Source organism: Polaribacter sp. SA4-12 (assembly GCF_002163675.1).
Classification (GTDB): domain Bacteria; phylum Bacteroidota; class Bacteroidia; order Flavobacteriales; family Flavobacteriaceae; genus Polaribacter.
Genome location: NZ_CP019334.1, coordinates 3,845,559 through 3,861,354, shown reverse-complemented (window position 1 = coordinate 3,861,354; position 15,796 = coordinate 3,845,559). Strand labels below are relative to the sequence as shown.

13 protein-coding genes are annotated in these 15,796 nt (G+C 28.0%); 8 read left to right on the top strand and 5 right to left on the bottom strand.

Features of this window, described 5'->3' with window-relative positions; translation table 11 throughout:
* Window positions 1–101 precede the first annotated feature (101 nt).
* Window positions 102–6,782, top strand: coding sequence for an alpha-2-macroglobulin family protein (locus BTO07_RS16600; RefSeq protein WP_087522392.1), 6,681 nt, complete (start codon window positions 102–104; stop codon window positions 6,780–6,782).
* A gap of 98 nt (window positions 6,783–6,880) precedes the next feature.
* A complete protein-coding gene (locus BTO07_RS16595; protein ID WP_087522390.1) occupies window positions 6,881–7,327 on the top strand; it encodes a hypothetical protein in 447 nt (148 codons plus the stop codon).
* A gap of 33 nt (window positions 7,328–7,360) precedes the next feature.
* On the opposite strand, the gene BTO07_RS16590 is transcribed toward BTO07_RS16595, so the two are convergent.
* From BTO07_RS16590 to BTO07_RS16580, 3 genes are read right to left on the bottom strand one after another with little or no spacing between them, the layout of a single operon-like run.
* Window positions 7,361–7,717: a TfoX/Sxy family protein gene (locus BTO07_RS16590; protein WP_087522388.1), complete on the bottom strand. Its 357-nt coding sequence runs from the start codon at window positions 7,715–7,717 to the stop codon at window positions 7,361–7,363.
* Window position 7,718: 1 nt separating this feature from the next.
* Window positions 7,719–8,240 carry a DUF4136 domain-containing protein gene (locus tag BTO07_RS16585; protein ID WP_087522385.1) on the bottom strand — a complete coding sequence of 174 codons (522 nt, stop codon included), beginning with the start codon at window positions 8,238–8,240 and terminating at the stop codon, window positions 7,719–7,721.
* 5 nt (window positions 8,241–8,245) lie between these two features.
* Window positions 8,246–9,235, bottom strand: coding sequence for a M28 family peptidase (locus BTO07_RS16580; protein WP_087522383.1), 990 nt, complete (start codon window positions 9,233–9,235; stop codon window positions 8,246–8,248).
* Window positions 9,236–9,305: 70 nt separating this feature from the next.
* On the opposite strand from BTO07_RS16580, the gene kdsA reads away from it, so the two are divergent.
* Together kdsA and BTO07_RS16570 are read left to right on the top strand one after the other, a co-directional pair.
* On the top strand, window positions 9,306–10,124 hold the full coding sequence (kdsA, locus tag BTO07_RS16575; RefSeq protein ID WP_087522381.1) for a 3-deoxy-8-phosphooctulonate synthase: 819 nt from the start codon (window positions 9,306–9,308) through the stop codon (window positions 10,122–10,124).
* 224 nt (window positions 10,125–10,348) lie between these two features.
* Window positions 10,349–11,302, top strand: a complete 954-nt coding sequence (locus BTO07_RS16570; RefSeq protein WP_087522379.1) for a transglutaminase domain-containing protein — start codon at window positions 10,349–10,351, stop codon at window positions 11,300–11,302.
* Here BTO07_RS16570 and BTO07_RS16565 read toward each other — a convergent pair whose 3' ends face one another.
* Window positions 11,303–11,671, bottom strand: a complete 369-nt coding sequence (locus BTO07_RS16565) for a DUF1801 domain-containing protein (protein ID WP_087522377.1) — start codon at window positions 11,669–11,671, stop codon at window positions 11,303–11,305.
* A 48-nt stretch (window positions 11,672–11,719) separates the two neighbouring features.
* Between BTO07_RS16565 and BTO07_RS16560 the strand changes: the two genes are divergently transcribed.
* Window positions 11,720–12,265, top strand: coding sequence for a hypothetical protein (locus BTO07_RS16560; protein WP_087522375.1), 546 nt, complete (start codon window positions 11,720–11,722; stop codon window positions 12,263–12,265).
* A gap of 18 nt (window positions 12,266–12,283) precedes the next feature.
* Here the strand turns inward: BTO07_RS16560 and BTO07_RS16555 are convergent, their stop codons facing one another.
* Window positions 12,284–13,159, bottom strand: coding sequence for a mechanosensitive ion channel family protein (locus tag BTO07_RS16555; protein ID WP_087522373.1), 876 nt, complete (start codon window positions 13,157–13,159; stop codon window positions 12,284–12,286).
* Between the two features lie 217 nt (window positions 13,160–13,376).
* Between BTO07_RS16555 and BTO07_RS16550 the strand changes: the two genes are divergently transcribed.
* The 3 genes from BTO07_RS16550 to BTO07_RS16540 all read left to right on the top strand — a co-directional run bounded on the left by BTO07_RS16550 (window position 13,377) and on the right by BTO07_RS16540 (window position 15,780).
* Entirely contained in the window at window positions 13,377–13,985 is a 609-nt protein-coding gene (locus BTO07_RS16550; protein WP_087522371.1) for a hypothetical protein, read from the top strand.
* A 29-nt stretch (window positions 13,986–14,014) separates the two neighbouring features.
* Window positions 14,015–14,311 carry a winged helix-turn-helix domain-containing protein gene (locus BTO07_RS16545; RefSeq protein WP_087522368.1) on the top strand — a complete coding sequence of 99 codons (297 nt, stop codon included), beginning with the start codon at window positions 14,015–14,017 and terminating at the stop codon, window positions 14,309–14,311.
* A 110-nt stretch (window positions 14,312–14,421) separates the two neighbouring features.
* On the top strand, window positions 14,422–15,780 hold the full coding sequence (locus BTO07_RS16540) for a DUF4153 domain-containing protein (protein WP_087522366.1): 1,359 nt from the start codon (window positions 14,422–14,424) through the stop codon (window positions 15,778–15,780).
* Window positions 15,781–15,796: the final 16 nt, after the last annotated feature.

Sequence of the window (15,796 nt, the reverse complement as noted above, 5' to 3'; positions counted from 1 at the left end):
ATTAAAAAATGGTTTTACGCAGTGAAACGACTCGTTAACTAATTTTAGATTGTTTTACAGAATGATTTATACGTGCTTTGTTAGCATAAAATCTATTGATTATGAAAAAAGCGACAACAACACTATTATTGATATTATTATTTTCATCCTTTTTAAATGCACAAAAAAACTATGACAACCTTTGGTTAGAAGTAGAAAAATTTGAAGTTGATAACTTACCAAAATCCGCTTTAAATAGTGTTGATAAAATATACACCAAAGCAGAAAAAGAAAACAATTCTTCACAATTAATAAAATCGCTTTTTTATAAAAGTAAGTTCTCGTTAACATTAGAAGAAGACGCACAACTAAAAGTAATTAATTCTTTTAAAAAGCATATCTCTGAAAGTGAACTTCCTACAAAAAATGTTTTAGAAAATGTTTTAGCTAATTTATATTGGCAATATTATACTCAAAACAGGTCTAAATTTTACAACCGAACACAAACAAATAATAAGGTTGATGCTCTAGATTTTAGAACTTGGGATTTAAATACACTTTTTGAAGAAACCCATACACATTTTAATGCTTCTTTAGAAAATGCTGAGCAACTTCAGAAAATAAATATTCACGATTTTGCTGATATTTTATCAATCAAAAAAGATTCTAAAAAATACAGACCAACTTTGTACGATTTTTTAGCCAATAATGCTTTAGAATTTTATAATTCCTCTGAAACTTCTATAACAAGACCTTCTTATAAGTTTACGTTAGATAATGTTGCTTATTTAAGTGATTTTAAATCATTTTCAAAATTACAAATTGTTTCAAAAGACAGTTTGTCATTACAGTTTAATGCATTAAAAATCTATCAAAAATTAGTACAATTTCATTCAAAAGAAAATAGTTTGAATGCTTTGGCAGATATTGATATCCACAGATTAAATTTTGTAAAACAACAAGCAACTTTTAATGATAAACAAGATGTTTTTCTATCAACTTTAGAGGTATCCAAAGATCGTTTTAATAAAAAAGATATTAGTGGATTGTATGCTTTTGAGATTGCCAAAATTCATAGAAGTAAATCAGAAAACAAACTTGCAATTTCTATTTGCAATAAAATAATTAAACAATTCCCAAAAAGTTTAGCAACAAAAAACTGCACGATTCTTAAAAATCAAATTTTAGCAAAATCGCTTTCTATAACTGTAGAAAAAAACATACCAATTAACACAAATACAAGAATGTTAGTCAATTATAAAAATATTGACAAACTGTATTTCACTGCCTATAAAATTACAAATGATCAATTGTATAAATTCAATAGGTTGTATAAATCAGAAGAAAAAATCAAACTAATAAATTCACTTAAAAAGGTGAATAATTGGAATTCTAAACTAAAAAATGAAAACGATTATTTACAACATAGTACAGAAATAATCATTCCTAAATTTGACAATGGATTTTTTTTAATTGTTACGTCTGAAACTCAAAATTTAAACAAAGACGAAGTATTTGGAACAGCTTCAATGCAAGTAACTAATTTAACATTGATTGAGAATAATTTTGATAACAAATACAACTATCAAATAGTAGACAGAAATAATGGAAAACCTATTAAAAATGCTCAAATTCATTTAAAAAACAAGAGTAACAACGAAGATAATTACATCAATAAAAGGTTAAAGACAAACAAAAACGGATTTGCATCTTTTAAAAGCACTAATTATTATGACAATGTAGAAATATCCGTAAAAACGAAAGATGACATTGCCACTTTTGGAAATCATTATTTATATGAAAATGATAGAAATAACTACAAGAATAATGAAGATGAAGAAATTATAATAAAACCTTTTATTTTTACAGATAGAAGTATTTATAGACCAGGACAAACTGTATATTTTAAAGCTATTGTTATTAAAAAACAAGGTGAAAAATCTGAAGTTTTTAAAAATGAATATGTAGAAGCGACTTTATATGATGTAAACAATCAGGTAATAAAAATAATTGAATTAAAACTGAATGAATTCGGATCTGTTTCAGGTGAATTTATTTTACCTAACAATGGATTAACTGGTGAGTTTTCAATTGAAATTGATGAAAGTTATGAAAACGACAGTAAATTTTATGATAATGAATACTTTGATTTTGACTATAATAATGAAGTAAGGTTTTCTGTTGAAGAATACAAAAGACCAAAATTTGAAACTGAATTTAAACCGGTTACAGAAAGTTATAAAATAAACGATTCAATTGCTATAAATGGTTTTGCAAAAGCTTTTTCTGGCGCAAATATTACAGATGCTAAAGTTGTGTATCGTGTGCATAGAAAAGTACAATACCCAAGTTGGTATTATTGGAGAAGACCAAATTCGAATTCTAGTTCTCAAGAAATTACCCAAGGTGAATCTATCACAAATAGTAAAGGAGAATTTGAAATCATATTTAAAGCAATTCCTGACAAAAGTGTTTCTAAAGAAAATCTACCCGTTTTTACGTACGAAATTACAGCAGATGTTACTGATATAAATGGAGAAACAAGAAGTGCAACAACAACTGTAAAAGTTGGATATCATTCTTTGTTAGCAACTATTTCTTTGGATGACAAAATTGATAAAAACCAAAATGAAACAAGTTTAAAAGTTGATACAAAAAACTTAAACGGCCAATTTATTGCTGCAAAAGGAACTATTAAAATATATAAATTAAAAGCACCTAAAAATCCGTTAAGAAAAAGACCTTGGTCTGCTCCTGATTATCAAGATATTTCAGAAAATACATTTAGAACATTATTTCCAAATGATCCTTTTACAAATGATGAAAATGATGAGAAAAACTGGAAAAAAGGAGAAATGGTTTTTAGTAAAAATTTTGATACAAAAACATCAAAAGAAATTCAACTTAACAATCTTAAAAACTGGATTTCAGGAAAATACATTGTAGTATTAGAAAGTAAAGATAAATTTAATCAAGAAGTAAAAGATGAAAAAAGATTCTCACTATTTTCATCAAAAGAAAAACAGGTTTCTGACAACAAATTATTTATAATTAATACTGATAAAACTTTTTATCAAGTTGGTGATGTTCTAGAATTAAATATTGGTTCAGCTTCAAAAAATAGTACTGTAACGATACAAATTGAAAAGAATCATAAAATTATAGAAACTTGTTTAGTAAAAATAAATAATTCAACAAAAACCATAAAAATCCCTATTAAAAAAGAAGATATTGGTGGTTTTGCAATTAAATATCACTTTGTAAATTATAACTATTTTAAAAGTGGAAGTCTAATTATTAATGTTCCTGACAAACAAGAAGCTATTGAGATTGAAACTAATATTTTTAGAGATAAATTACAACCAGGACAAGATGAAACTTGGAGTTTTACACTGAAAAATGATAAAAATCATGGGGTTGCTGCAGAAGTTTTAGCTTCTATGTATGATGCTTCTTTAGATGAATTTAAATCTCATAATTGGAGTTTTAATCCTACAATACCAAAACCATCTTATAATTCTTATACTATTAGCAATGCTAATCATAGTTTTGGGAATTCTAATTTTAATATTAGAAATATTCAGAGAAGATATAATGGTTTTTCTTCTATTTCTTATGATAAATATAATTGGTTTGGGTTTAGTATAAACAACAATAGATGGCAGAATAATAATTATTTAAAGAATGTTTACAAGAAACTTGAAGCTAGAAAGGTAAAAGTGAAAATCAAAAAATCAGGAGCGTTTAATGGTACTATTAATGGTGTTGTAACAGACGAATATAATGAACCTTTACCAGGAGTAAACGTTGCTATTAAAAATACTACAAAAGGAAAAACAACAGATTTTGACGGACAATATACTATTGAATCTAAAAAAGGAGATGTTTTAGTTTTTAGTTATTTAGGATTTGTTCCTTTAGAAATTAAAGTAAAAGATTTTTCTATACTTAATGTTGCTTTAGAAGAAAGTTCTGAACATTTAGATGAAATTGTTGTAGTTGGTTATGGATCTCAAAAGAAGAAAAGTTTAACAGGCTCTATAAGTAAAATTAGCGCAAAAGCTTTAACAGGAAGAGTTGCTGGTATTGAAGTTATGAATGCTGATGGAATTGGGAAAGAAATTAGAATAAGAGGAGCTTCAAGTATTTCTGGAGAAAATAATCCATTATATATAGTTGATGGCGTTATTATGGATACATTTAACATCAATCAAAATGACATTGCAGAAATGTCTGTTTTAAAAGATACAGCTGCTACTTCTTTATATGGCTCAAGAGGTGTAAATGGTGTTATTATTATCAGTACAAAAGCCGGTCAAGAAAAATTAGACAACCAATTATCAAAAGTAAAAGCACGTAAAAACTTTAAAGAAACTGCCTTCTTTTTTCCTCAATTACGAACAGACAAAAACGGACAAGTAAGTTTTTCTTTTACAATGCCAGAAGCTTTAACTCGTTGGAAACTGCAATTATTAGCACATACAAAGGAATTAAAATCGGCAACAAAAACATTAACAACGGTTACTCAAAAAGAGTTAATGGTTGTACCAAATGCACCTCGTTTTTTACGTGAAGGTGATAAAATTACCTTGAGTGCAAAAATCACCAACTTAACAAATAATAGTCTAAATGGAGCTGCAAAACTAATTTTAACGGATGCTATTTCTGGAAAAGAAATAACACAAGAGTTATTATGTAAGAGTGGCTCTCTCCCTTTGAGAGAGATGTCAGGAACTGACAGAGTGGGCTTCTCAGTTGATAAAGACGGAAACACAAACGTTTCTTGGCAATTATCAATTCCAGAAACAGTACAAGCTGTTCAATATAAAATTGTGGCAAAAGCAGGCGATTTTTCAGATGGAGAACAAAACGTTTTGCCAGTTTTATCAAACAGAATGTTGGTTACAGAAACATTACCAATGTGGATTCGCTCTAATCAAACTAAAACTTTTACGTTAGATAAGTTGAAAAACACAACTTCATCAACTTTAAAAAACCATAAGTTAACGTTAGAAATGACATCCAACCCAGTTTGGTATGCCATTCAATCTTTGCCATATTTAATGGAATATCCTTATGAATGTGCAGAACAAACATTCTCTAGATATTATGCAAATACATTGGCTAGTTTTGTCGCAAATTCAAATCCTAGAATTCAAGAAGTTTTTAATGCATGGAAATCATCTGATGCTTTATTATCTAATTTAGAGAAGAATCAAGAATTGAAATCGTTAATTATTCAGGAAACTCCTTGGTTAAGAGATGCTCAATCAGAAACCGAGCAAAAGAAACGAATTGCATTATTGTTCGATTTGAATAAAATGAAAAATGAGCAAGAAAGAGCCATCAATAAACTAAAAGATATTCAGATGAATTCTGGTGGATTTCCTTGGTTTAAAGGAGGTAGATATGAAAGTACTTTTATCACTCAACATATTGCAACAGGTTTTGGTCATTTGCAAAAATTAGGTGTTTCTAATTTTGATAAATCAACTCAAAAAATGATTGAGAAATCTGTGAAATTTTTAGATGGAGAATTGCTAGAACAATATGAAAAACTACTTGAAAGAGCTGATAAAATAAAACAAGAAGCCAAAACAAAAAAGAAAGGCGATAAAGCATATTCAGATTATTTATCAAAAAATAATTTAGGATATTTCACCATTCAGTACTTGTATATGCGTAGTTTTTATAACGATATTTCTTTACATGACAATTTGCAAAAAGTAGTTGATTATTACAGAAATCAAACCATAAATTATTGGAATGATTATAATTTATATGCAAAAGGACAAATTGCTTTATCGTTATTTAGAAGTGATAAAAAATCAATTGCAAATAAAATTTTAAAATCATTAAAAGAGAATAGTATCACATCTGATGAATTAGGAATGTACTGGAAAACAAATACTGCTGGTTACTACTATTATCAAGCACCGATAGAAACTCAAGCTTTAATGATTGAAGTTTTCTCTGAAATTGGTGTCATTTCAACTGAGCCTGAAAGTGCAACGAAAAATCTCAATGATATTGACAATTTAAAAGTTTGGTTACTTAAAAATAAGCAAACGAATAAATGGAAAACAACCAAAGCAACTACAGAAGCTGTGTATGCATTATTGTTAAATGGAAGTGATTTTGTTTCAATCACAGAAATGGTAGACATTAAAGTTGGTGATAAAAACATCAATCCATCAAAAATTGATGATGTAAAAATTGAAGCAGGAACTGGTTATTTTAAAACCTCTTGGAATGGTGATGAAATAAAAAAGGAAATGGGAGAAGTTACCATTACCAAAAAAGGAAACGGAATTGCTTGGGGAGGTTTGTATTGGCAATATTTTGAAGATTTAGATAAAATCACCTCAGCTGAAACTCCGCTAAAATTGAATAAAAAACTATTCTTAAAAGTAAATTCAGATTTAGGAAAAGAACTGAAAGAAATCACAGATAAAACACAATTAAAAGTTGGAGATTTAATTACAGTAAGAATAGAATTACGCTCAGACAGAAATATGGAATTCATTCACATGAAAGATATGAGAGCTTCTGGAGTTGAACCTGTAAATGTAATGTCAAAATACAAATGGCAAGACAATTTAGGCTATTATGAAAGCACAAAAGATGCTGCAACCAATTTCTTTTTTGATCGTTTACCAAAGGGTGTTTATGTTTTTGAGTATGATGTAAGAGTAAATAATGCTGGTAATTTTAGCAACGGAATAACAACGATACAAAGTATGTATGCACCAGAATTTAGCAGTCATTCTGAAGGTGTAAGAATTAATATCCTAGAAAAATAGTACTATTTTTTTTTAACATAAAAAAAGCAATTACAAATTGTTAATAGCTCAAAAGAGTGTAATTTTGTCGTCTAATTATTATAAAAAAGAATAACATTATGAAAAAAGTATTATTAGTATTAAGCTTGGTTTTTACAGCTACATTTACAATGAATGGACAAGAAATTTCTGACAATGCAATTGGTCTTCGATTTAGTGGAGGTAATGGTGTTGGTGGAGAAGTTTCTTATCAAAAATCACTAGGAGATAGTAATCGCCTAGAAATTGATTTAGGTTTAGCAAATGAATTTACGGACTTTAAAGCAACAGGTTTATATCAATGGGTTTGGAATTTAGAAAATCAGTTTAATTGGTATGCTGGTGTTGGTGGAGGAATTGTTTCTGCTGGTGGAACTGGAATTTATGGAGCTGGAGTTGTTGGAATTGAATATAATTTTGATGCTCCGATTTTAATTTCTATTGACTATAGACCAGAAATAGGAGTTTCAGGTGGTTTAGACGGATTAAATTCTGACATTGCTTTAGCTGTTCGTTACCAATTCTAAGAAAAAAAATATTAAAATAATAAATCCTCTAAATTAATTTTTAGAGGATTTTCTTTTTTTACTCATTTTTGCTAACGGATTAAAGTCTAAAGCTAGTTGTAACCAATAATTTAGATAGTCATCAAAATCTATGGCGTCATCACTTAAATACACAAAACCTTTCATTCGTTTTTTGGTGAAGTCCATACTTCTACAACCTTCAACCAATAAAGATGCTTCATAAATATCTGGATGAATTCTTGCCATTATTTGGTCTTTCATAACACCAACACACATTTTTTCATCAACCATAAAAACCAAACCACCAAACATTTTTTTAGATTCGAAATGGATACTTTTTTCTCTAAAAAATTGAGAAACTCTGTCTACTAAATATTCAGAATACGCCATTCTATTTATTTTTTGGTGGATAATTCTGTAAAATTTCAGCAATAACTTCTGTTATATATAATTTACGCTTTTCTGGTGTTCTTTTCTTTTTTATGCTAGAACTTAAAGAACCTTCCCAAAATAATTCATTAGAAGTTGCTGCTATAAACCGAATACTAATATCTTCAATTAGTTTTTCACCACCAATTGGTATTCCTCCAGAAACTCCAATCCCACCATTTCGACTAGCACTTCCAATACCAATTCCTATAGTATTGTTATTTTGTTTTTCAGAAATTTTGGCATCAAAATAAATAAAGAAATCTGGTTTTATGTCTTGTTGCAATCCAACAGTTTTTAAATTTTGTAGAATTGCATCTGAAATTCTATTAATATCAAAATCATTTAAACTTTCGCCATTGTCTTCATAAAAATCAAAGGTTTTAAATATAGAAAAATCAGTTTTATCATCATAATCTACTACTACTTTTGAAGACGAACAACTGACAAATATCAACAAAAACAAAAATTTTAAAGCCTTCATATTTATTATTTTTTATCTTCCTCTAACAACACTCTTGTTGGAGTATCTTTTCCACTAATAATACTTTCCGTTCCTTTCGCAACCGCTTTTATAGTTTCTGTTACAACAGCTACATCTAACGTTTCTACTCCATCAGAAACGTTATGATAATCTTTATCAACATCAATTGGTGTTGTAGAAAATGTATGAGAAGGCACTCCCAAACGTGCTAAAGAAGCATTGTCTGATCTAAAAAATAAATTGAATTTCGGATACGGATCTGGATGTAAAGTATACCCAGAACCTTCTAAATTCTTCTGAACAATCTTACCAAAATCAGAACGTTCAAAACCAGATAACCAAGCAGTATTTGGACCAAAATTAGGCACTTTACCAATCATTTCTAAATTAATACCCGCAACAAATTTACTAGCATCAATTCCTTTACCAAAATAAGTAGAACCAATTAACCCCATTTCTTCTCCTGTAAAAGCTACAAAAAGAATTGTTCTTTCATTATTTCCTTTTGTTTTAAAATATTCTGCCAAAGCCAAAACACCTGTAACACCAGATGCATCATCATTTGCTCCATTGTAAATACTATCTAATTCACCTTTCTTTTTCTTAATTCCTAAATGATCATAATGTGCTGAAACTACCACATATTCATCTTTCTTACTTTTTCCTTCTAAAACACCAATAATATTACTTGTTGTTAATTCTTTTTTAGATCTTCTGTCGGTAAAAGTAAAAGTCTGTCTGTAATCTTTTAATGTATCGTAGGTTTTTAAGCCAATTCGTTTAAACTCGTTTTCTATGTATTTAGCAGCTTTTTCAATTCCAGATGTTCCTGTTTTTCTACCTTCCATTTCATCTGAAGCTAAAGTATACAAGTGTTTCTTTACAGTTGAAGCATCAATTGTTGCTTCTTTATTTTCTTTTTTAATTACTTTAGAACTTTGTTTACAAGAAATTATTCCAGAGAATATAAAAAGTAACAGTATTATTTTTTTCATTGTATTTCATTTTTTAAAAGGCTAAATATAGCTAATTTAATTTCGTATTTTTGTCCAAAAATTTTTACAGATGGATTTATCTCTTATTCCCAATATAAAACATACAAACTCAAATAACTTTTTTCTACTTGCAGGGCCTTGTGCTATCGAAAGTGAAGAAATGGCTATGAGAATTGCAGAAAAAGTAATTACAATTACAGACAAATTAGAAATTCCTTATATTTTTAAAGGAAGTTTTAAAAAAGCAAACAGAAGTAGAATTGATAGTTTTACAGGAATTGGAGATGAAAAAGCATTGAAAATTTTACGTAAAGTTTCTGAAACTTTTAATGTACCAACTGTAACAGACATTCACGAAGTTTCTGATGCAATAAAAGCGGCTGAATATGTAGATGTTTTGCAGATTCCTGCTTTTTTAGTTCGTCAAACAGATTTAGTTGTTGCTGCTGCAAGAACGGGTAAAGTTGTCAATCTTAAAAAAGGACAATTTATGAGTCCTGGTGCAATGAAACACGCTGTACAAAAAGTAAAAGATGCTGGTTCTGATAAAGCTTGGATAACAGATAGAGGAACCATGTTTGGCTATCAAGATATGATTGTCGATTTTAGAGGAATTCCTGAAATGCGAAAATTTGCACCTACAGTTTTAGATGTTACGCATTCTTTACAACAGCCAAATCAAGTCGCGGGTGTTACAGGTGGAAGACCAGATATGATAGAAACAATTGCCAGAGCCGGAATTGTAAATAACGTGGATGGTTTATTTATAGAAACTCATTTCGATCCTGCAAACGCAAAATCTGATGGAGCAAATATGTTACATTTAGACAACTTAGAAGGTTTATTAACCAATTTAGTTGCCATTAGAAAAACGATTAATAATTTATAAAGGATTCATTTTTTGGGCGTTTTAACAGGCTTTCGCTACTCGCTTTTTTTCTGAAAAAGAAAAAAGAGCTCAAACAGATCGCTCTATCCTTAACGCGCTTACTCAATCTTAATAAAAAATATTTTCAAATCCTTCAGGTTTTAAGACCTGAAGGATTTCTCTTTTTTTCAAAAAACTAAAAAGGCACAATTTTTGACTCCTAAAGTTGTTTACCTTTAAAACTTATGAAACAACTTCTATTTTTCTTTTTATTAATTTCTGTTGCAACAAACTCACAAGACTTTAAAAAGGTTGATTCTTTGGTTTTAGAATATCCAAGATTCTCTAAAGCTGAAGATTTAGCAACCAAAATAGCTAAAGACTTTACTTCTGATGAAGATAAAACGAGAGCTGCTTTTTATTGGATAGCTAAAAACATTCATTATAATTTAAGAGAATTCCACAATCCTAAACAGAGACATTATAATTTTAGTTATTCATCAGAAGAAGAAAGAATACAAAAACTACAAGGGCTAAAAGATAAAATTATAGATGCTGCTTTTATTTCTAAAACGGGAGTTTGCGAAGAATACGCACAATCATTTAAAAAAGTTTGTGATTTATTAGGGTTAGAATCCGAAGTAATTGTAGGAACTGCTAGAATTAGTCCTGAAGAAATTGGCAAACCTAAAGACACTCCTAACCATGCTTGGAACGCAGTAAAACTGAATAACAAATGGGTGTTGTTAGATGCTACTTGGGCAGCAGGTTATGTGTCAAATGATAAATGGGTTAAAGAATTTAATAACTATTTTTATAATATTCCTAAAGAGAAGATTTTTAAAACTCATTTCCCAAAAGATACAATTTGGGTTTTACGCTTTGGTAGAATAACATTAGAAGAGTATTATAATCAACCACTTTATGGTGCTTCTTTTCTAAATTCTAAAATTGAATTAGTATCTCCTACAACAGGTATTTTAAAAGTAAATTCATCTAATGAAATTAAGTTGAACTTTAAAAATTTAGATAAAAACACTTTAATATATTATACATTTCAAGGGCAACGTTTTGCAAAAAAACCGATTAGAACGACTGTTGATAACATCACAACTCTAACTTTTAAGGAAGCAAAAAAGAATTCCTTTTTAAGGATTCATATCAACAAGAAAGGTGCACTTCAGTTTAAAACGAAGTAATTATTTACCAAAAAATCCTTTAGTAGTTTGCTTGTATGCTTCGTCTAAAACTGAAATTAATACTTCAGCTTTAATCTCTTCTAAATTTTTATAACGTAAAGATTTTACAACTTTTCTGTTATCAGAAATTACAAATTCATTAAATTTTTCTAAATTTTTGTTTGTGTAAAATCCAACATCAACATACCCTTTCTTTTTTGAAGGATTTAAATAACAAAAAGGTTTATCATCTAAATAATAAAAAGGAATTTTCCATTTAAATTGCAAATCAACATTAGGAAAACTAGTTTCAATCAATATCTGCAAATGCATTAAAATGGACTTGAAAGGTTCTGGTTGATTTAAAATATATGCTTCTGCAGGCTTCATTTTTGTATATTCGCGGAAGTTAAAAAAAATCTGATAAAGAACTTACCTATGCAAGATAATATTCAAGTCAATTTCTCATTAAAAGGTTTTACAAGTATTTTAATTGGAGGCTATCTTTTTATTGCAGGTTATGTTATAGAAGCGTTGTTAAATAACGCAACTCCACTAGAAACGCTATCTCCAAAAACGATAGAAAACCTAATTATACTGATTGCTTTTACATTTGTTCTATTATCAACTTTAACATTATTCTTTATAGGAAAAAAGAATGCTAAAAAGTTAAACATCCAACTTTGGGGCGATAAAACAAAGGCTGCTGTTCAAAAATATATAATTGTAATTGTTGTCGCTTTTATTATTCTAATCGTTTTAATGAATCTAGAATTTACAAACTACCTCACTCCTACTTTTCTTATTTTTTACGGAATCTTATTATTTCTATTTAAGAATAAAGAAAGAAAAAATCTATTAGTTTTATCAGGGTTAAGTTTACTTTTAGCAATTCTGTGCTTCTTAATCCCTACTTATTGGTCTTCTTCTCTTTCTATTTTAGGAATTGCTCATCTTACTTATGGAGTTGTAGTTAAAGAATAATTTATTGATTGCTTTATTTTATTTATTAGGAAATGCTGTAATTTCAATTGCTGCAGAAGCAACTTCAATTCTTCCTTTAGAATCATTAATTGCAGAAAGAATTTTATCAAATAAAATAGATTTTGTACCTCTCCTGGATTTATAATCTACGACATATCTTAAAGTGAAAGTAATCCAATTTTCATCAAAAACCATTGTTATCATAGGTTTAACTCTTGCATTTTCGATGCTATAAGTACCTATCATTTTATTCCAAGAGTCTTGAGATAAATTCGCAAAATCACCTACTTCTTCTTCTAAAACAGTTGTGAAAAGTTCTTTTGCATATTTATAATCACCATTTGTCTTTATCGGAATTGTAATTTCATCCCATAGAAAAGGAAAATCTCCAGAGTAGTTATAAACTGGTTCTTTAAAAACAAAACTATTGGCAACTCTAACCATTTTACCGTTATAAAGATCTCCATTTACCCAATCTCCAATTTCCATTAAAGTAGTTCTTAAGATACCAATATCAATCACATCTCCTTTAATTCCACCAAGTTTTACACGGTCTCCAACTCTATAAAAGTTACTGCTAAATATTGCTATATAACCTGCAATACTTACAATTATCTCTTGCAATGCAAATGCTATTCCTGCTCCTGCAACACCAATAGCTGTTCCAAAACCAGAAAGTTTAGAATTATAAATAAACATAACTCCGATAACAAAAACTAGATAACCGAAAAAATTAATAAGCTTTCTAACTTTATATTTAGAGGTGTTTTCTTTTGTTAATCTTGTTGCTGATTTTTGAGAAATTTTGACTAAAATATATACAATTATAAACAGTATAAATACAGATGCGATGTTTATAAAAGTTGGATTATCTAATAATGATTTAAAGTTCATTTTTTGTAGTATTTAAAATACATAAAGACTTATTAAGTATAGTAAAAATAATAAATTAATTAATATCAATTGAAAAATGGAATGCTAAAGATTAAAGCACAACTTTGAAATAATGAAACAAATACCGATGTTTTAAAATATATATAGAGAGTTTTTGTTTTTTTTGTTGCTCATTTTAAAAATTATCTTTTACTTTGTATTTCAAAGTTCTTTAAAAATGAGTCAAGAAAATTATTTAAGAGACATATCAGAAATTAAAAACTTAATGAGTAAATCTTCGAAATTTATTTCATTGAGTGGATTGTCTGGTATTTTAGCAGGAATTTTCGCTTTAATTGGTGCTGGTTATGCTTATTGGTTAGTAAATAAAAGTGAAAGTGGTTATCTAAATTTAGATGATGAAACTTTTCGTTTAGTACTAATTGATTTAGTTTTTGTCGGTATAGTTAGTATTGGAACAGCAATTATTTTAACGACAAGAAAAGCAAAACAGAATGATGAAAAAATTTGGGATCCACTAACAAGAAGACTTTTATTAAATTTTATAATTCCATTAGCAGCTGGAGGAATCTATATTCTCATCATTTTAAGTCAACAACGTTATGAACAAACTGGTGATTTAATGTTATTATTCTATGGTTTAGCGTTATTTAACGCTTCTAAATACACATTAGGAGATGTAAAATATTTAGGACTTACTCAGATAACTTTAGGTTTATTATCTGCCATTTTTCCTGGTTATGGATTCTGGTTTTGGGTAATTGGTTTTGGAGTTATGCATATTTTATATGGTTTAGTGATGTACTTTAAATACGATAGAAATTAACCTGTTATTATAATATAAATAGATTTCAGTTGAAAAATATTATTCTAAATATAAATAAAGCTTTTGATCATCGAATACGATTAGGTATTATGTCTATTTTGATGGTGAACGAGTACGCAGATTTTAATACTTTAAAAGAATTATTAGGTGCAACAGATGGTAACTTAGCCAGTCATACAAAAGCATTAGAAAAAGTAGATTTTATAAAAGTTGAAAAACAATTTATTGGTAGAAAACCGAACACAAAATATCTAGCAACAGAACTAGGCAGAATGGAGTTTAAAAAACACATTAATGCACTGGAAAAATTAATCAAAAACAAATAATACTATTTTTTTATTTATTCACTTTGAAATTCAAAGTTCTTTCAAAAATCTCTCTTTAATTATTAAGAGACACCATTTTTAATAAACAACAAATTATAAATATTTAAAAAATGAAAAACTTAATAACCTTAGTTAGTGCAATCCTTTTTAGCACATTCTTCTATCAACAAAACATTGGTTTAAATTTATCGCTATTTACCTTACTTACTATTGTAATGTTAGCGATTAAAAATAATCAAATATTCAAGTATAAAAGCACTATTTTTTTAGCTATTGCCTATTTAATCACGGGAGCAGCTGTTTTTATGTACAAATCTAATCTAGCCATACTTGCTAATATTATTGCTTTTATGACTTTTATAGGAAGTGTTTCTGAACATAAATCATCTATTTATGTAAAATGGATCAATGGAATTTACACTGTAGTTGTTTCTTATTTCTCAATGCGTTTTGACAAAGAAAATTCTGAAGTTGATAAGGTGAAAAAAGAAAAAATAGATTACGTTTATTGGTTAAAAATAATAGGAATTCCATCAATTATATTAATCATTTTCATCAATTTATATAGAAATGGAAACCCTATGTTTGATGAATTAATTTCAAAAATCGACTTTAGTTTTATCAATTTTCAATGGATTCTTTTTACTGCGCTAGGCTATTATCTATTTTATAATATTTCGCATCCAATTCAAATAGAACCAGCAACTTATGATGATCTTAACATTGGAAATAATTTAGAAAAAAATACTTTAGAACCTATTACTACCAAAGAGCTTGTAAACGAAAATCAATTAGGTATTATATTGATGGCTTCACTAAATGCACTTATTATTCTTTTTCTAATTACTGATGTTTTATATCTATCAGAACTTCATCAAATGGTAGCTTCTCAACTTTCAGAACAAGTACATAATGGTGTAAATGCATTGATATTTTCTAATGTATTGGCAATCGTAATTATTCTTTATTTCTTTAGAGGAAATATTAACTTTTTTGAAAAAAACAAAGGTTTGAAAAATTTAACCTTTGTATGGATCTTTTTAAACTTAACTTTAGTGATCATTACAACTATAAAAAATATAGAATATATTAATTCGTTTGGTTTCACTTACAAAAGAATTGGTGTACTATTCTTTTTAATTGCAACTTCTGTTGGATTAATTACAACGTTCATAAAAGTAACCCAGATTAAAAATTTATGGTTTCTTTTCCGTAAAAACATACAAATTGCATTTGTGATATTAATTTTATCTGCTACAATAAATTGGGATAAAATAATTACTGACTACAACATAAACAACGCAGATCAAATGGATTTAAAATACTTAATAAATCTATCAGATAATAATACTTTTCTGCTGAAATATTATATTGAAAAAAATGAAATTAATAAAAGCAGTCAATTTAACATCAATATAAAACACAATAATTATATTGAAGTTTACAGAATAATTCTTGGCAAGAAATAGTGTATGACAACTTTAA